Below are 19,302 nucleotides of genomic sequence, written 5' to 3'. Positions count from 1 at the left end.
AGTAAGCACCATGAGTCTTTCCCTTCGCGACCAGTTGCTCAAAGCAGGACTGGTCAACCAGAAGCAGGCCAAACAGGTCGGCAAAGAGAAACAGAAGCAGCAGCGCCTGGTCCACAAGGGCCAGATCGAGGCTGACGACACCCAGGCGCGCCTGGCCCAGGAAGCGCAGGCCGAGAAGGTCAAACGCGACCAGGAGCTGAACCGCCAGCAGCAGGAAAAGGTCGAGGCCAAGGCCCGTGCGGCCCAGGTCAAGCAATTGATCGAAACCTCGCGCCTGCCCAAGCTGACCACCGAGGACTACTACAACTTCGTCGACGACAAGAAGGTCAAGCGCCTGTCGGTCAACACCTTGATGCGCAACAAGCTGAGCAACGGCTCCCTGGCGATCGTCCATCACGGTGGCGGCTACGAGGTGATCCCCCGTGAAGCGGCGCTGAAGATCCAGGAGCGGGCCCCTGAGCGTATCGTCCAGCTCAACGTCCTGAGCGAAGCCCAGGTGCCGGATGAGGATGATCCGTACGCGGCCTACCAGATCCCTGACGATCTGATGTGGTAACCGGCTGAAAACAACAAACCCCGCTGAAAAGGCGGGGTTTGTGTTTGTGGGGCTCTGCCAGTGGATTGGGTCTGGAAGGGGGCTCTACGGGAATCCCGATCATGAACATGCAACCCAGTTGGGGCATCGGCCACCAAGGCCTGACTGTTTGTGTCTTGATTGAAATGATTTGATACATTTAATTGGCGCCATTAAATAGCCACCCTATGATCGCGCCCCGTTGATGGCATAAGGCCATTTAGAGGGATCTGCGATGTGGGTTTTGGCACTCAGGACGAGGCGTGGTCTGCTGTCCGCTGTATTTTGTCTGGGCACTTTCGGCGCAGCCCATGCGGCACCCACTCCGGGTGACACCGACCTGATCCGTGATCGCCAGGACCGTCTGCTGGAAGAGCAGCGGCGCCGTCTCGAAGAACTCAAGGAACTGCCCGGTAAAGCGGCGGCTCCCATGTCGCCAACGGCCCCGGCCGATACCCGCTGTTTCCCGATCAAGAGCGTTGACCTGCAAGGTGCCGACGCCCTGTCCGCGGGCGAGCGCGAACGCCTGCTCAAGCCTTACATTGGCCAGTGCCTGGGTGTGCCGCAGCTCAATGAGTTGCTCAAGGTCATCACTGATCGCTACATCGAGAAAGGCCTGGTCACCAGCCGCGCCTATCTGCCGCAGCAGGACCTGTCCACGGGCAACCTGAAAGTGCTGGTGGTCGAGGGCAAACTCGAAGGCTTGAAGGGTGCCGACGGCAGCGGCCTGTCCGATCGCGAACTGGCGATGAGTTTTCCGGGCAAGCAGGGTGAGTTGCTCAATCTGCGCGAGATCGAGCAGATGGTCGACCAACTGAACCGCCTGCCGTCGAACCAGGCGCAGATGGAGTTGGCGCCGGGCAAGGAAGTCGGTGGCAGCGAGGTGCTGGTCAAGAATACCCCGCAGAAACCTTGGCGGGCTGGGCTTTCCTACGGTAACGATGGCCAGCGCAGCACGGGCGAGCAACAGGCCGGAACGACCTTCGATTGGGACAATCCGTTGGGGCTGGCTGATCAGCTGTCCTTGCGCGCCGGCCATGATGTGGTCAGCGACCAAACGAAGAACTCGCGCAACGCCATGCTCTATTACAACCTGCCATTTGGCTGGTGGAACCTTAGCTACACCTACAGCGAAAGCGACTACCGCTCCCAGGCTCAGGCCAACGGTTTCAACTTCCAGCAGACCGGTGACAGCCAGAACCAGCAGGTGAAACTGGAGCGGGTGATTTACCGTGACGCCCTGAGCAAGACCTCGCTCAGTAGCGGCCTGAGTACCTTGCGCACCAATAACTTTATCGAAGGCAGCAAGCTGGCCCAGAGCAGCAACCGCCTGAGCGAAGCGCAGTTCGGCATCAACCATGGTCGGCGGATCGGCAGCGCCTTCGTCAACCTCGACCTGGGGATGCAAGATGGCATCAGTGCCTTTGATGCCCAGGACAATGTCGCGAATTTCACGCAGGGCTTGCCCGACGCCCGTTATCGCAAATACACCGCCACGGTCAGCTTCCTGCAACCGTTCAAATTGTGGGGCGAGTCGTTCAGCTTCAGCAGCCTGATGACCGGCCAGCGCACCAATGACGTGCTGTTCAGCACACAGCGCATGAGCCTGGGCGGGCAGTCTTCCATTCGTGGCTACAAGGATCAGACGTTGTCCGGCGACAGCGGCGGTTACTGGCGCAATGACCTGCGCTGGAGCCGGCCAGTGACCTGGGACTGGCTAGAGCCTGTGCTTTCCGAGTACGGCACCAGTATCGGTTACGACCAGGGCGTGATTCGCAATGGGCGCTACAGCGCTGAACAGCATGGGCGCATGACCAGCGACTCGATTGAGCTGTTTGCCCGGGGCAAGCACCTCGCCGCCACCGTGACGTTCGCCAATTCCCTGGAGCGACCGGCGCCGATCACCGAACGCGAAGCACCGATCTATTTCCGTATGGATTTCTTCCTTTAACGCCATTCACCGCACTCGTTGCATTGAGATTCCGACATGGACGTTCGTCAGTTTGCCTTCCTGGCTCGACAGCCTTCTGCTGCCCTGAAAAACCGTGAGCACTTCCTGGGGCTGCCCAAGCGCGGGCTGGCGTTCATCCTGGCGAATGCGATGTTCTGGCAACCGTTGCTAGCCCAGGCGGACGGGGTCGTGGTCAGTGCGCCGGGCACCACGCTCGGCCAGGCGGGCAATGGCGTGCCCATCGTCAATATTGCCGCGCCGAATGCCCAGGGGCTGTCGCACAACCAGTTCAGTGACTACAACGTCGGGGCCAACGGGGTCATCCTTAACAATGCCACGGCGCGCACCCAGTCCACGCAACTGGGCGGGATCATAGTCGGCAACCCGAATTTCACTGGCGCCGCGGCCAACGTCATCCTCAACGAAGTGAATGGCGGCAGCCCGAGCCAGTTGCGCGGGTACACCGAAGTGGCAGGGCAGTCGGCCCATGTCATCGTCGCCAACCCGTACGGGATCAGTTGCAACGGTTGCGGTTTTATCAATACCCCGCAAGCGACCTTGACCACCGGTAAGGCGGTGATCACCAACGGCCAGGTCACGGGCTATCAGGTTGACCAGGGCAGCGTGTCCATCGACGGTGCTGGCCTGAATGCCAACAACGTCGACCAGTTCGAAATCATCACCCGCGCCGCGAGCATCAACGCGCAGATCAATGCCAAGCAACTGACGATCATTGCCGGTCGCAACGATGTCGACGCCCGCACGCTCAGTTCCACGGCGCGTGCCGACGACGGCAGCAGCAAGCCCCAGGTGGCCATCGATTCTTCGGCGCTGGGCGGCATGTACGCCGGGACCATCAAGCTGGTCGGTACCGAAGCCGGGGTCGGGGTCAAGCTGGCCGGTAATCTGGCCGCCAGTGGCGGTGATATCCAACTCGATGCCAACGGCCAACTGAGCCTGGTCCAGGCCACGGCCAGTGGCGCTGTCAACGTGAAGGCCGCGAGCCTCGATGCGCAGGGTCCGGTCTACGCCGGCAGCAGCTTGAACGTGCAGACCACGGGGGACCTGACCAGCCGGAACAACCTGGCGGCCAGAGACAGCATCACCCTCAACAGCGGCGGCCAGTTGACCAACCTCGCTATCATCGAGGCCGGGGTCAATGCCGACAACACCCGCAACAGCACCGGCGATGTCAGCGTCACCGCGCAGAACATCAGCAACAGCGGCCAGAGCGTGATCGCCAGCCGCGACCTGAGCGTCAGCGCCACGCAGGCCCTGGGCAACCAGGGCGGTACCTTGAGCGGGCAGCGGCAAGTCAGCGTGGCGGCGTCGACCCTGGACAACCAGAACAAAGGCCGGGTCTTGAGTGGCGGCACCCTGGGCGTGAGCGCCGGGCAACTGCTCAATACCCAGGGTGGACTGATTCACAGCAATGGCTCGCTGACCGCCAACCTGGGCGCGTTGAGCAACGGCCAGGCCGAGATCTCCAGCCTGGCCGACGTCAACCTGACGCTGGCCAGCCTGGACAACGTCGCCGGCCTGATCGCGGCCGGCAGTACCCTGAATATCAATGCCAGCGGAGCCTTCAACAACCAGGGCGGGCGCCTGGCCGCGCAACAGAACCTGCAAGTCAACGCGGCGTGGCTGGACAACAGCCAGCAAGGTTCGATCGTCAGCCAGGGCAACCTGGGCCTGACGACCCGCGGCGTGCTGGACAACCATCAGTCCGGTCAGATCCAGAGCAACGGCGCCGCCGTGATCAACAGTGCCAGCCTGGACAATCACCAATCCGGCCTGCTGAGCAGCAACAATGCCCTGAATCTGACTAGCGGCCAGGTGAACAACAGCGAGAGCGGTCGTATCACCAGCGCCATGGCCTTGACCGTCAACGCCACCGGCCTGGACCAGCACACCCAGGGCCAGTTGAGCGGCACCACCGGCCTGACCCTCGACCTGAACCAGGGCCTGCTCAATAACCAGAACGCGCTGATCACCACTCCGGGCGCGCTGTTGCTCAAGAACCTTTCCACGGTGGTCAACCAGAACGGCGAAATCTCCAGCCATCAGGGTTTCACCCTGGCGGCCAACAGCCTGGACAACAGCGCCGGCGGCAAGGTCCTGAGCGACGCGGCCCTGGCCCTGTTGGTCAACCAGACCTTGAACAACGCCCAAGGCGTGCTGTCCGGCAACAGCCTGGCGATCCAGACGGCCAGCCTGCTCAACACGGGCGGGCGGGCCACGGCCCAGTCTGCGCTGAACCTGACCCTCGGCAGCCTCGACAACAGTGCCGGCGGTACGCTGTCCAGCCAGGGTAACCTGAGCCTCGGTGCAACCGGGGCGCTGAGCAACCTGGGCGGGCAGATCAGCAGTGGGGCCGACCTGACCCTGAGCGGCGCCAGCCTCGACAACCGCCAGGGCGGTAACCTGTACGCCAAGGGCAACCTGGGCCTGACCCTGAGCGACCAACTGCTCAATGCCCAGGGCTCCCTCAAGGGTGACGGCTCGGTCCTGCTCAACACCGGCAGCCTGAACAACGACGGCGGCCAGTTTTCCAGCGTCCAGGGTATGACCCTCAACAGCCTTGGCACCCTGAGCAACCTGGGTGGCACCCTCACCAGCGGCGACACCCTGGACCTCAGCAGCGGCCAGCTCAACAACGGTGGCAGCCTGTCCAGCGCCAAGGCCCTGACCGCGCGGGTCAGTGGCCTCGACCAGCAGGGCGGCAAGCTGTTCAGCAGCAGTACCCTGAGCCTGGACCTCACCAACGGCTCACTCAACAACCAGAACGGCCTGATCAACGCCAGCGGTCTCCTGTCGTTGAAAAACCTCAAGGACGTAGCGAACCGCAACGGCGAAATCTCCAGCGACCTGGGCTTCACCCTGGCCGCGCAAAGCCTGGACAACAGCGGGGGCAAGGTCATCAGTCAGCAGGCCTTGCTTCTGCGCATCGACCAGGCGCTGAGCAACGTCAAGGGACTGGTGACGGGCAACGGCCTGGACATGCACGCCGCCAGCCTCGACAACTCCAATGGCACCTTCGGCAGCGATGCCGGCCTGGGCCTGACGGTCCTCGGCGCTGTCAGCAACCGCAACGGCGTCCTGTCCAGCGCCGGGCAGGCGAGTCTCAAGGCCGCCAGCCTGGACAACACCGGCGGCCAACTGACCGGCGACCTGGGCTTGAGCATCGACCTCAGTGGCGCCCTGGACAACCATGCCGGCAGCCTCGGTTCCGGCAAGGCCCTGCGCCTGACCGCCGCCAGCCTGGACAACCGCGCGGCGGGCCGCCTGCTGGCGGTCGACGGCCCGCTGACCGCGACCATCAGCGGCGCTTTCGACAACCGCGAGCAAGGCAAGCTGCGCGCCGGCCAGGCCATCGACCTTGGCACCGGCAGCCTGGATAACCGTGGCGGCAGCCTGGCGGGCAAGGCTCTACTGACCTTGCGCAGCGCCTCGGCAGACAACCGTGGTGGTGTGATTCAAGCCGACCAGGACTTGAAGTTGCTGGTCGATCAACTGGACAACCGCGACAAGGGCAATCTGATCGGCAGGGCCGCCATCGGCTACCAAGGTACCCGCCTGGACAACAGCGGCGGCCTGCTCAGTGCGGTCGGCCCGGTGACCCTCAAGGCGCAGGAAATCGCCAACGCCGCTGGCCGCATCGCCAGCCAGGGTGATCTCAGCGCCAACGTCGACACCCTGAACCAGCAGGGTGGGGCATTGGTCGCTCAGGGCAGTTTGCTGCTGACCGGTAAAACCCTCGACAACCGCAACGGCGGTACGGTCGCCAGCACCCAGGCCCTGACCCTCAATGTCGAGCAGATCGACAACCGTGCCGGTGAACTCTCCAGCACTGCCAGCCGTGTCACTGTCACCGGCCAGCGTCTGAACAACAGCGACGGTGGCAAGCTGCTGACCGAGACCGATCTCGGGCTGACGGTGGCGCAACTGATCAACCAGACCAAGGGACGGCTGTTCGCCAAGGGGACCGCGCGCCTGGCCGGCAGTACCCTGGATAACAGCGGTGGCAACTTCTCCGGCCTCAAGGGCCTGGATATCCGCCTCGATGGCGCATTGCTCAACCACACCGGGTTGCTCAGCAGCGAAGGTGCACTGACCGTCAATGCCGCGAGCCTGGACAACAGCGCGGGCCAACTCGGCAGTGGGGGCGCTTTGTCGATCACCAGCCTCGGCGCGGTGCTCAACCAGGGCGGTTCGATCCTCACGGATCAGGGCTTGACCCTTGCCAGTGCCAGCCTCGACAACCGTCAACAAGGCGTGATCAACGGCACCGGCGCGACCCGCGTTACGACTGGCACCTTGGACAACAGCCAGGGCGGTCACCTGACCAGTGACGACAGCCTGGACCTGAGCGCCACCCAGGTCACCAACCAGGGCGGCCGCATCGCCAGCGAGAAGACCCTGACCGCCAAGCTCACCGGCCTCGACCAGCAAGGCGGCGAACTGTTCAGTAAAACCCGCCTGAGCCTGGACCTGCACAACGGCCAGTTGAACAACCAGCACGGCGTGATCAATGGCCCGCTGCTGGTCCTGAACAACCTCAACGGGGTCGCCAACCAGAACGGCGAAATCTCCAGCGCCCAGGCCTACACCCTGGCGGCGCAAAGCCTGGATAACAGCAACGGCAAGCTGCTGAGCGAGCAGGGCCTGACCCTGCGCATCACTCAGGCGCTGGGCAACCTCAACGGCCTGATTTCCGCCGCGTCCCTCGACAGCCGCAGCGCCAGCCTGGACAACGGCCAGGGCCTGATCAGCAGCCGGGGCGCGGTCGACCTGGGGGTGACCAATGCCTTCACCAACCAGAACGGCACCCTGATCGGCGACGGCGCGCTGCTGCTGACCGCCAACAGCCTGGACAACAGCAACGGGGCGGTCTCCGGCAAGCTCGATGTGACGGCGAAGATCGCCAGCCTGAACAACCAGAACGGTCAACTGATCGCCGGCGGCGCGCTGACCCTCAACGGCAACGCCCTGGATAACCGCCAGGGCGGCCTGATCGGGGCGACAAAAGCGCTGAAACTCACTGTCGATCAGATCGACAACCGCGCGGGCGAGATTTCCGGCAGCGCTGACCTGAGCCTGACTGGCACGCGCCTGGACAACAGCGCGGGCGGCAAGGTCCTCGCCAACACGGCGTTGGGCCTCAAGGTCGCCCAGGTCATCAACCAGAGCCTGGGCCAGTTGCGCAGCCAGGGCAGCGCCAGCCTCAGCGGTGCCAGCCTGGACAACAGCGGCGGCACCCTGAGTGCCCAGTCGGGCCTGGTCATCACCCTCGACAATGCCCTGACCAACCGGCTCCAGGGCCTGATCAGCAGCGAAGGCAACCTGACGCTCAACGTCTCCAGCCTGGACAACTCGACGGGCAGCCTGTCGAGCGCGGGGGCCTTGAACCTGACCAGTGCCGGTGCCCTGATCAACCAGGGCGGCCGATTGGTCACCGACAACCCTCTGACCTTGAACAGCGCCAGCCTCGACAATACCCAACAAGGCGTGATCAGCGCCAAGGGCGCGGTCAGCGTGAGCACCGGGGCGTTCGATAACAGCAACGGCAGCCTGAGCAGCGCCGACAGCCTGAGCCTCACCGCCGGGCAGGTCACCAACCAGGGTGGCAGCCTCGGCAGCGAAAAGGCCCTGACCGCCAGCGTCAGCGGCCTGGACCAGCAGGGCGGCAAGCTCTTCAGCCATACCGCGCTGAGCCTTGACCTGAACCACGGCCAGTTGAACAACCAGAACGGCTTGATCAACGCGCCGTCGCTGGTGCTGAACAACCTCAAGGGCGTGAACAACCAGGGCGGTGAACTCTCCAGCGCCCAGGCCTTCAGCCTGCTCGCCGACAGCCTGGACAACAGCAACGGCAAGCTGCTGAGCAACCAGGCGCTGACCCTGCGGGTCAACCAGGCCTTGAGCAACCTCAAGGGCCAGATCGCCGCCGCCGCGCTCGATGTGCGGGCGGCCAGTCTGGATAACAGCGGCGGGACGCTTACCAGTCGCAGCGACCTCAGCCTGACGACGACCGGCCTACTGACCAACCAGAGCCTGGGCCTGATCAACGCCGCGCAAAGCCTGAACATCAGCAGCGCCGACCTGAACAACCAGGGCGGCACGCTGCTCGGCGGCGGCGCGCTGACCCTCAATGCCATGGCCTTGAACAATACGGCCAATGGCTTGATCAACAGCCAGGGTGGCTTGACGATCACCGCCAACAGCCTGGATTCCAGCAACGGCGGTGAGGTCTCGGCCAAGGGCGATATCGGCTTGAACCTCGGCGCCCTGACCCAGAACGGCGGGCGCCTGCTGGGCAGCCAGGCGCTCAGCCTGGACCTGGCCGGCGGCGACCTGGATAACCGCAACGGTCTGTTGAACGCCCAGGGACCGTTGACCCTCAACCGCCTGCGCGACCTGAACAACCAAAACGGTGAGCTGTCCAGCAGCCAGAGTTTCAATATTGCAGGCCGTACCCTGGATAACAGCGGTGGCAAGCTGATCAGCAGTAACCAACTGGGCGTGACCGCCAACAGCGTGGTCAACCAGGGCGGTTTGATTTCCGGCTGGCAGGGACTGGCGGTCAACGGCGGCAGTCTCGACAACCGCAATAGCGGCACGGTCTCCAGCCGTAGCGGCAACCTCGGCGTGACCCTCAGTGGCGCGTTGCTCAACAGTGGCAACGGTGCCTTGGTCAGCCAGAACAGCCTGACCGTCAACGCCGCCAGTCTGGATAACAGTGGCGGCATTCTGTCCAGCGGCGCGGCTCAGCAACTGACCGTCAGTGGTTTGCTGAACAACGCAGCGGGCGGCTCCATCGACAGCGGCGCGGCCCTGACGCTGAACGCCATGGCCCTGACCAACAGCGGCACGGTCAGCGCGCAACAGGCCCTGAGCTTCACCGGGAGCACACTGGACAACACCGGCGGCAGCCTGACCGGCAATGACGCGGTCAATCTCGACCTGCTCGGTGTCCTGACCAACACCAACGGCAAGCTCGGCAGCGGCGGGCCGCTGGTGATCAGCCGCAGCAGCCAGATCAACAACCAGGGCGGGCAACTGGTCAGCCAGGGGCTATTGAGTGTGCTCAGCGGCGGCCTCGATAACAGCAATCGCGGCACCGTGGCGGCCAACGACGTACTGACCCTGACCGCCAGCGGCGCCGTGCAGAACAGCGGCGACGGCCTGATCTACAGCCAGAACAGTGATGTGCAAGTGACTGCCGCCAGCCTCGCCAACGGCAAGGGCACCGTGCAAGGCCAGGGCGCGTTGAACCTGACGATCGCCGGCGATGTCGACAACCAGAGCGGCAAGCTCATCGCCCAGAACGGCGACCTGACGGTCAGCGCCGCCAACCTCGACAACCGCGGCGGCACCCTGGCCAGCGTCAAGGCGGCCCTCGAAGCGCGGATCGTCGGTGTGCTGAAAAACGGCTACGACCTGAACAACAACCGCCAGGGCGGCATCACCCAGGCCCAGCGCCTGAACCTCAGTGCCCTGGGCGGGATCGACAACTATGGCGGGCGGATCTCGGCGCAAAGCGGCGATGCCGTGATCACCAGCGCCGACTTCGACAACCGCAACGGCGGCCTGTACGCCAAGGGCCTGGTCCAGGTCAGCGGCAACAACTTCGACAACAGCGGCGACAACGACGGGCAGATTGCCGGCCAACGGATCGACCTCAGCCTCAACGGTGCGCTGAACAACCGCCTGGGCATTATCGAAAGCGACAGCACCCTGAGCGTGCGTGCCGCCAGCCTGGATAACCAGACCGGGCAACTGCGGGCGTTGGGGACCAGCGGCAAGACTGATTTGCAGATCGGCGGGATGTTCGACAACCGCAACGGCAAATTGGAAACCGCCAACAGTGACCTGACCCTGAATGCCGCCGGCTTCCAGAACCTGGGCGGCAGCTTGCTGCATGTGGGTACCGGTACGTTTGATATCGCCACCGCAAATATCTTGAATGCGGGCGGCAGCCTGGTGACCCGTGGCGGCTTGACCCTGACCGCCGATAGCTGGACCAACAGCAGCGTGATCCAGGCCGGGCGCCTGACGCTGAACGTCAATACCCTGAACCAGACGGCGGGTGGGCAGTTGCTGGCGTCCACCAGCCTGGTCGGCAATGGCGTCAATTGGAACAACGACGGGCTGATCGCCAGTGATGGCACGGCCAGCCTGAACCTGGCGGGCAACTATGGCGGCAATGGTCGTTACAGCAGCCTGGGCACCCTGGGGCTGAACGCCGCTTCGCTCAATCTGGGCAGCACCGGGAGCATTGCCGGGGGGGGAGATAGCACGCTCAATGTTGGTGGGGCGTTGAACAACTCCGGCCGCATCACTTCGGCGGCGGGACTGAGCGTCAATGCCGGGGCCATCAACAACCATGGGACCTTGGGTAGCACCGGCAATTTGCTGCTGAACACGCCCAGCCTGTTGAACGAGAACGGCTTGATTTTCAGCGGCGGCGACACGGCGTTGCACGTCAACAATTTCACCAACCATTCGGCCCAGCTTTACAGCCTGGGTGCCGTCAGCATCGACGGCTATGGCGGTGCGTCTCAGGCGGCCCAGGTCAGCAATATCTCCGGGTCGTTGGAAAGTACCGGCCAGTTCAGCATCAATGCCGCCAACTTCGAGAACCGTACGGAGGGTTTCAGCCTAGGGCGCAAGCTGGTCTCGGGCACCATAACCCTTAGGTGCCTTAGATGCTCAGGGAGTTATTACGATCTTGGTATCGCCGTCCGTGAGACTTACGAAGGGCAGGACAACGATATCAGTGCTGCCGCCTCGCTCTCGGCAGGGGGGACTTTGTCTTTCGTGGTGGCAACTTTCTCAATAGTAAAAGCACTGTCAGTGCCGGCGGTGATATTACCATTCAGGCGGACAACCTGAAAAACGTCGGTGCGGTCGGTGGAACAATCGAGCGCACGCGTATCTATCGGACGCTGGATATCTATTATCTTACCGCCGCCTCCTTTGCTTATCAGGTGACTACCTACAACTCGCGAAACGATCCTGACTATCCAAATATTTATTACATCAATGATTCCGGTGGATTGAGCAGGGCTCTTGCTGAGACTTATGAGCGCTCCGGACCTGATGGGAGTGGGGCCCCAGTTCCTACTGTTCGATTTAGAGACCCCATCACAGGCCAGGTGGTGCAAACCTTGGCTCTTGGTTCTCACTATGGGCAATACCAGCAATCCCAGTATGACCGCAACAACCTCGTAGCACTGCCAAGCCAACTGCTGTCATACGTCTTGACCGGTGACGTCGAAGTCGCCAAGGACGGCAGTGCTTCAGGCCGTAGCGCCGTTATCCAGGCCGGCGGCAATGTCTCGATCTCCGCGACCCAGGACCTGACCAATAGCGTCATTCACCAGGACTATGGGTTCAGCGCGGGCGCCAACAAAGTCCAGACCACCCAGGTGGCCGGCACTGGCGCGCCGGTCGTGGTTCGGATCAATGCCCAACTGCCCCCGAACCTTGCCCAGCAGCAGGTCAACCCCCTCGCACTCCCGGGCTTCAGCCTGCCCACCGGGCAGAATGGCCTGTTCCGCCTGAGCGGGCAGGGTGGCTCGGTTCGGCAGGCAAGTCAGGCCAATCTCGGTTCGCAAAACTGGAGCATGGGTGGCGCTGCGGTCAGTACCGCCCAGCGTCAACAAGGCCTGCCGGAAGTTCAGGCGCGGCATTTCCAGATCGACGATCTCTCGCCGGTCGCCGCCAGTGATCGACAACTGACTCAGACCACCCGTCAGGCCACCGGCAGCAGCGTCGGTGCCAGCGTCATCAACGTTGCCGCGCCTGTCGATACCGGTAGCAATGTCACCCAACTGCCGGGCTACATCAGCAGTGCCTCCGCTATCACCCAGCCAGGGACGGTCCAGGTCGACGCTGCTCATCAGCCGGTGGCCGTGGTGGTTCCCGGTGTGACGCCGACCTTGCCGGTGACTCAGCGCGACCCGCTGATTCCGGCGATCACCCCGGGTATATCAACTCTGGCCCGCGTGCAGGGCTTGCCGGATATGTCGGTCAGGTCCAACCCGCAGAAATACCTGGTTGAAACCAACCCGGTGCTGACCGACCTCAAGCAGTTCATGAGCTCGGACTATCTGCTTTCAGGTCTGGGTTACAACCCGGACACCAGTGCCAAGCGCCTGGGCGACGGTTTCTATGAACAGAAACTGATTCAGCAGGCGGTGGTGGCCCGCACGGGTCAACGCTTCATCGATGGCCAAACCTCGAACGAGAAGCTATTCAAGTACCTGATGGACAACGCCATCAGCAGCAAGCAGCAGCTCAATCTGTCGGTAGGTGTCTCCTTGACTTCCGAGCAGGTCGCGGCCCTGACCCACGACATCGTCTGGATGGAAAAGCAGGTGGTCAATGGTGAGGAGGTGCTGGTGCCGGTGCTTTACCTGGCGCAGGCCACCAACCGCTTGGCGCCGAATGGGGCGTTGATTCAGGGGACGGATGTCACCCTGATTGCCGGGGCGAACCTGGAAAACAGTGGGACCTTGCGTGCCAGCAATAACCTCAAGGCGACAGCGGGCAATGATCTGGTCAACACCGGTTTGATCGAAGCGGGCAATCGCCTGGATTTGTTGGCGGGTAACAACATCGTCAACAAGTCGGGCGGCATCATTGCCGGGCGCGATGTGAATGTAACGGCTGTCACCGGCGATGTGCTCAACCAGCGCGACGTCAACCGCAGCGACCAGACGGCAGGCTTCGTCAGTGCACACCGTGAATCGCTCGACAACGCTGCGCGTATCGAAGCGGCGAACAACCTCAGCCTCAAGGCCGGACGCGACGTCGAGAATAACGGCAGCGTGCTGCAGAGCGGTGGCGATACGCGAATCAATGCCGGGCGCGATATCGATATCGCAGCCACTGAGAGTCGCTCATCCACGAACTACTATGGCAGGGGGGCAAACGACAGTTCCGTTACTCAGACGGGGGCGACGGTCAGTGCCGGGCGCGATCTGCAAATGACGGCTGGTCGTGATCTGACGGCCATCGCCAGCCAGATCGATGCCAAGCGCGATATCTCCATGGCCGCGACCGAGAATCTGACGCTGGCCTCGGCGGCGGATGAGCAGCATTCATATAGCAACTCCAGGAGAGTCACCAGCCAGGAAGATCACACCCGCCAAGTGTCAACCGGTGTGACGGCGGGCGGCAATATTGCGGTGAGTGCGGGTAATGACCTGGGGCTGATCGCAAGCAAGATATCCGCAGGCAATGAGGCCTATGTGTATGCCGGCAAGGACCTGAATCTGCTGTCGGCGGAAAACACTGACTACTCCTACTACTCCAGAACCAAGAAAGGTTCCTGGGGCCGGAAGAGCACGACAATGACCCAGAGCGAAACGGATATTGCCGTCAGCTCTTCGATCGATGCCGGCAAGAAGCTCGTGGTTTCTGCCGCGCAGGACCTCAATACCCAAGGCGCCAAACTGGCGACTGATGGGGACCTGAGGGCTAGCGCGGGCCACGATATCAATCTGGATGTCGCGGAGAACTTCAGCAGTTATGCCACGGCGTCCTCCAAAAAGGGCATGTTCTCCAGCAAAAGCAGCGGTTCATCTTCCAGTCAGACCACGGTGACCAGTACCGAGCTACACGGCAAGACCCTCGATGTGCAAGCTGATAATGACCTTACGCTGCACGCCGCTGCCCTTTATGCGCAAGAGAGTGCGAAGTTGAGCGCAGGCCGAGATATGGAGATCGGAACGGCCCTGCAACAGCAAACTTCCAGCCACTACAGCCAGTCCAGCAAGTTCGGATTCAATTCGATAGGTGCACCCAACGTTACGCAGAAAGCGCAGCAGAACCAGCAGAGCTCCAGCGACAGTATCGGCACCAGCGTCAGTGCCGACAGTCTTGGCATCAAGACAGGTCGTGACGCTGTCGTGCGCGGCAGCACATTGGTCACCGACAACAACCTGCAGATTGATGTGGGGCGCAATCTGGCAATCGTCAGTGCTGAAAATACCAGTGCGTCCAGCAGTTCCTCCAGCAGCAAGAAGTCCGGGCAAATCGGTTCCTGGTGGCAGGACGCAATCGGTGTTGTCCAGCTCAAGGACGGCAATCAGAGCCAAAGCACGCGGCAGGCTGGGAGTCAGGTCGCGTCCCTGGGCGGTGACGTCAATCTCAACGCTGCCGAGTACTACAACCAAATTGCCAGTCAGGTCATAGCACCTAAAGGCGATATCTCGATCAATGCCAAGAATGTCGATATCCAGGCCGGCTACGACGTCTTGAGTGCCAATCACACGGCGAGCTCCAACCGTACAGCGGTTGGCGGCAGCATTGATATTCCGTTGGTCGATGCGGTTCGTGGAGTTCAGCAGGCTGTTCAGTCCAGCGAGAAAACATCCGATCCTCGGATGCAGGGGCTCGCGGCTGCCAACGCCGCCATGAGTGGCAAGCAGGCCTATGAAGCCGGCCAGACGCTGATGAATGGCGGCATGGGCGGGTTCAAGGTCAGCGTCAACTTGAGCAACAGCGAAAGCCACACTGAAAGCAGTCAATCCGGCCAGAACGTAGTGTCCAGTAGCCTGGCGGCAGGTGGTGATGTCAACGTCACCGCTTCGGGTGCAGGCAAGGACAGCACTTTGAATGTGTTAGGTAGTCGCATCGATGCCGGACATGACATCAATTTGAAGTCTGATGGCGACATCAATCTACTCTCCGCGCAAAACACGGCGACGCAAAACGGCACCAATGGCAACAGCGGTGCGAGTATTGGCATTGGTTTCAGCGTAGGCCAACAAAACGGCTTCACGTTGGACCTGGCGGCCAACAAGGGAATGGGCAAGTCCGATGGTCGCGATGTAACCCAGACCAATACTCAGCTCAAAGCCGGCAACAAGGCCACGCTCGACAGCGGTAGCGACACCAATCTTAAGGGCGCGGTGGTCACTGCCAATCAAGTACAAGCCAATGTTGGTGGTGACCTGAACCTGTCCAGTGTGCAGGACACCAGCAAATTCAGCTCCAAGCAAATAGATGCCAGTGTCGGTGTGAGTATTTGTATTCCGCCGTTCTGCTACGGCGTGAGTGGCACGGCGAGCCTTAACCAGCAGAAGATGAACAGCGACTATGCCAGTGTCAGTGAGCAGACGGGCATCAAGGCTGGCGATGATGGCTTCCAGGTCGATGTCAAAGGCAACACCTCTCTCAATGGCGCAGTGATTGCCAGTACCGATCAGGCCGTCAAGGATGGGAAGAACAGCCTATCCACCGGTACGTTGACGACCTCTGATATCAGGAACAAAGCAGAGTACGACGCCAGTAGCATTGGGTTGAGTGGTGGCGTTGGCGGGGATATTGGTCGTGATGCCAAGGGTAACCAACAGGCTGGTGCTCCTGGAACTCCGGTCCCGAGCAATGGAAATGTCAGCGCCAATGCGCCGATTGCCCTGATTGCCAGTGGGGAGTCGAGCAGTACGACTCAGAGCGGCATCAGCGGTGCGACCGTCAAGATCAACGATGACTCGAAACAGCAGGCATTGACGGGGCAGACGGCGGCGCAGGCGATTGCGGCGATCAATACCGACGTCTCCAGCGACAGGGATGGCAGTAACAAGCTCAAGCCGATTTTCAATCAGCAGGAGATTCAGGCTGGGTTTGATATCACGGCCAAGTTTGTGCAGAACGTTGGCGTCTATCTGGAGTCTCGAGCCAATGAAGTTGACAAGGAAAAAGCGTTGGCCGACGCAGCCTTTGCAGCAGCCAATGATCCTACATTGTCCCCCGAGAAACGTCAGGCTCTAATAGATAATGCGATTGAGCTCAATCGTCAGGCCAGAGATATTGCCAACGACTGGGGGGCAGGGGGCACCTATCGCCAGATCACAACGGCGTTGGTGGCTGGTGTCAGTGGCGGGGTAACCGGCAGTACGAGCCAGTTTGCACAAAATATGGTGGTCAACTACGTCCAGCAGCAAGGGGCAGATTACATTGGCAAACTGGTCCTCAAGGGCGATATCAAGGAGGGTGATCCGATACATACGGCGCTGCATGCGATCTTGGGTTGTGCGGGAGCGGTGGCCAGCAGCCAGGGCTGCTCATCGGGTGCAATGGGCGGTGCGGCCAGTAGCGTCCTGACCAATCTGTTCAAGGATACCGATCCAAACGAAACACAGTCCGAGCGTGAAGCCAAGCGCAATATCATTACTAGTCTGGTGACCGGAATTGCGGCGGGAAGCGACCCGAACGACGCCGCCATTGCAAACAATACAGCAACCGCCAACGTAGATAATAACTGGTTGGCGACGCAGCAGCTTGTACAAGCCCATAAGGAAATGGATGAAGCCGTGGGGCTCGTCGCCAAGGCTGCGGTCCTGGCTAAATGGTCCGGTGTTTCGGTGAAGCAGGACCTTTTGACCTCTAGCGGTATCGGCTTGGGTATCACCCAAGGTGGCTTGCAGGATGTGGAGGGGCTCTCTCAGTTTCTAGCCCACCCTATCGAGGGATTGAGCGGATTGGCTTCTGTTGTCAGTAGCGATGAGGTACGAGCGAAGCTTGGTACCGCTGCGGCTGATAGCTTGGTAGCAAGCATCGACCGGATGAAGATTGCTCTGGAGACAGGGGGGGATGAGCAGGCTGTTCAACTGGGGCGTGACCTCGGGTTATTGATCTACACCGTGGGCAGTGTTGTGACGGGTATCGGCGGTGCTGCCAAGGCAGGCGTGACACTGGCTAAGGTCGGGATCGAGGTGTCCAGTAAGACGTTGGGTAAACTGGTTCTCAAGGACAGTGCCGAGTTGGGAGAGCGAGTTGCTGAACTCGAAACTAGATCGGCGAAAAACTTGAATCCTGGCAGTGCCATTACTGATGGCGAGGCGACTGTAACGCCTAATCGGCCTGTCATTTCAAAGCCCGAGCCGATCAAGTCAGGTGTTCCGGCAATCGATGAGCTGTCCGCGCTAGAGCCAACCGCCGGAGGCTATGTTAGTGCGACTAAGCTGAACGCTGGCGGTTATGCTATTACCGATCTGACTGCAACGGAAAGGGCATTGGCTCAGCAAGTTGCTAGCGGCGTCGATCGCTCAGGCGCACTCACGGAGGAGCTGGTGGAATCGGTTAGCCAGCGGCAGGGGCTTCAGCCGTTGGACGGGGGGAAATACGGAAGCAACAATGGGTTTGACCATGTATATATGAGCGCTGACGGAGAGTCCGTTATCCTGCTCGACTCCAAGCAGATAAATGGCGGTATCTCATTGTCACGTGACGCCAATGATATCGTTCAGATGTCTGACAAATGGGTTGAAAAAGTGTTGGGCAGCCTTGACAAGGAGTCAGCGGCATTTAAGGCGGTTGACAAGGCACTGAAAAATGGAACCCTGACCAAGGGGGTCGCTGGTGTGGACCGTGAGTCAGGGCAGTTGATCATCGCGAAGTTGAAGTGAGGTTTATAGCGTGAGTGTGTGGAGCGCATACGGTGCGGCAGCTGCCAAGGCCGAGGCCAGGTTGGAACATATCAAGTCACATCTTGAGGGTGGTTTTGATGTGCAAGGTTATGTGACGAATATAGAAAATCAGCGGGGAAATCCTGCTGCGTGTGCCGAAAGGCTTTCGTCCTATGCATTTGCTCGGGGAATGCTCGCTTGGTTCGAGACCGCTGATCTTGAGGAAATGAAGCGCTGGTTCTCTGTCGCTGAGTCATTGCATCGATATCAGTTCTCGTTGCAGAGCGACAAAATAAATTTCCTTCCTAAAACGCTGGATTTCATGAGGGCACTGGTTTCGGATAATGAAATGCTCATCGATTGGTTCTGTCAGTGCCGCGATATAGTCGATGAAAAACGCATTCAATCAACCACCACGGCCGACTTTCTGGCTTATCAGATTGTATTGGCGGCCAAAGGGGACATGAGGCGGTTGAGTGAGCGCTGCCTATTAATGAGGGAAAAGCCGCCTAAAGGGGCGAAGCAGATGTTCTTGTTGGACAATGAGTTTTTCATGGCTCTAGCCAATGGGGACAAGCCTGCCATGGAGCACGCTTTGCTTGAGTTGACGTCGGCGGCATCCATAAGAAAAAGGCTCAGTAGCGAGAACGGATATTCCGAGGGACTGATTTCAACCTTCGGCGTCATTTACGCCAAAATTGCCTGGCGTAGTGGTTATGAGGTGAAATGTGAGACGCCTTTCATTCCGGCGCAATGGCTTCCGGTCAATGCATTGGACCACTATGATCCGTATTTCAGTTTTTTGAGAACGATATGAACCATCTTTCGGAGAAGGCCAAAGAGAGAACACAACTATTCGAGTCTTTGGTGCTGCGGCAAGGAGCAGCACTTATCCCGGGACGTTACGGTGGTGATTACAATAATGATCAACTTGCTATTTTCGAAAGTGATAGCAACGTAACGTTGCTCCTCGGGTTGAAGTTTCTCGATGCACAGGGTGGTTTACAGCTTGACACTGCGTCGCTTGGGCCACATACGCAGTATTCTAAGCCCTGGCTAAATACCTTGGTTATGAGTTTGAACTGCCTGCAAGAAACCGCTCAGCTCGCGAGAAAGATCGACAATGCCATCGATAAAGGTACCTTAGTGGCATGCGTTGTGTGTCTGGATGTTGAGACGCAAGAGGTCAAAATGTTGCGTATTGCAGTGTGATTCGTATACCGGCCAGTCAACTTGATGTGACTAGCGCGGTAAAGCCGAAAAGGGGACACCCATTAGCCGGTATCGAGTCAAGGTTGTAAGCCCTCTTGGCCCCGACGACGAAAAAGGGGACAGATTTGAATGGCACTTACTTA

Annotated in this window: 6 protein-coding genes; all 6 read left to right on the top strand. The window is 60.5% G+C overall.

Annotation, left to right across the window (positions count from 1 at the left end):
• Nucleotides 1-10: 10 nt before the first annotated feature.
• The 6 genes from CWE01_RS29915 (at nucleotide 11) to CWE01_RS29890 (ending at nucleotide 19,159) form a co-directional block, all read left to right on the top strand.
• Nucleotides 11-556: a DUF2058 domain-containing protein gene (locus tag CWE01_RS29915; protein WP_100944184.1), complete on the top strand. Its 546-nt coding sequence runs from the start codon at nucleotides 11-13 to the stop codon at nucleotides 554-556.
• A gap of 253 nt (nucleotides 557-809) precedes the next feature.
• On the top strand, nucleotides 810-2,525 hold the full coding sequence (locus CWE01_RS29910) for a ShlB/FhaC/HecB family hemolysin secretion/activation protein (protein ID WP_100944183.1): 1,716 nt from the start codon (nucleotides 810-812) through the stop codon (nucleotides 2,523-2,525).
• A gap of 36 nt (nucleotides 2,526-2,561) precedes the next feature.
• Nucleotides 2,562-11,420 (top strand): filamentous hemagglutinin N-terminal domain-containing protein, encoded by an 8,859-nt coding sequence (locus CWE01_RS29905; protein WP_177410527.1) that lies wholly within the window; start codon nucleotides 2,562-2,564, stop codon nucleotides 11,418-11,420.
• Nucleotides 11,421-11,515: 95 nt separating this feature from the next.
• The gene (locus tag CWE01_RS34450) at nucleotides 11,516-17,947 is read left to right on the top strand and encodes a hemagglutinin repeat-containing protein (protein ID WP_157815307.1); all 6,432 of its coding nucleotides are present in this window, start codon (nucleotides 11,516-11,518) and stop codon (nucleotides 17,945-17,947) included.
• Nucleotides 17,948-17,957: 10 nt separating this feature from the next.
• Entirely contained in the window at nucleotides 17,958-18,764 is an 807-nt protein-coding gene (locus tag CWE01_RS29895; RefSeq protein ID WP_100944181.1) for an Imm49 family immunity protein, read from the top strand.
• Nucleotides 18,761-19,159, top strand: coding sequence for a hypothetical protein (locus CWE01_RS29890; RefSeq protein ID WP_100944180.1), 399 nt, complete (start codon nucleotides 18,761-18,763; stop codon nucleotides 19,157-19,159). The genes CWE01_RS29895 and CWE01_RS29890 overlap by 4 nt, the downstream gene beginning before the upstream one ends.
• Nucleotides 19,160-19,302 lie beyond the last annotated feature (143 nt).

The organism is Pseudomonas sp. QS1027, assembly GCF_002814235.1.
Taxonomy (GTDB): Bacteria; Pseudomonadota; Gammaproteobacteria; order Pseudomonadales; family Pseudomonadaceae; genus Aquipseudomonas.
The sequence above is the reverse complement of the archived record's forward strand: the minus strand, read 5'-3'. Positions and strand labels throughout refer to the sequence as shown.

Excerpts from the sequence above, each read along its gene's own strand:
- CWE01_RS29915 (WP_100944184.1), top strand. The coding sequence starts at position 11 with ATGAGTCTTTCCCTTCGCGACCAGTTGCTCAAAGCAGGACTGGTCAAC.
- CWE01_RS29910 (WP_100944183.1), top strand. The coding sequence starts at position 810 with ATGTGGGTTTTGGCACTCAGGACGAGGCGTGGTCTGCTGTCCGCTGTA.
- CWE01_RS29905 (WP_177410527.1), top strand. The coding sequence starts at position 2,562 with ATGGACGTTCGTCAGTTTGCCTTCCTGGCTCGACAGCCTTCTGCTGCC.
- CWE01_RS29890 (WP_100944180.1), top strand. The coding sequence starts at position 18,761 with ATGAACCATCTTTCGGAGAAGGCCAAAGAGAGAACACAACTATTCGAG.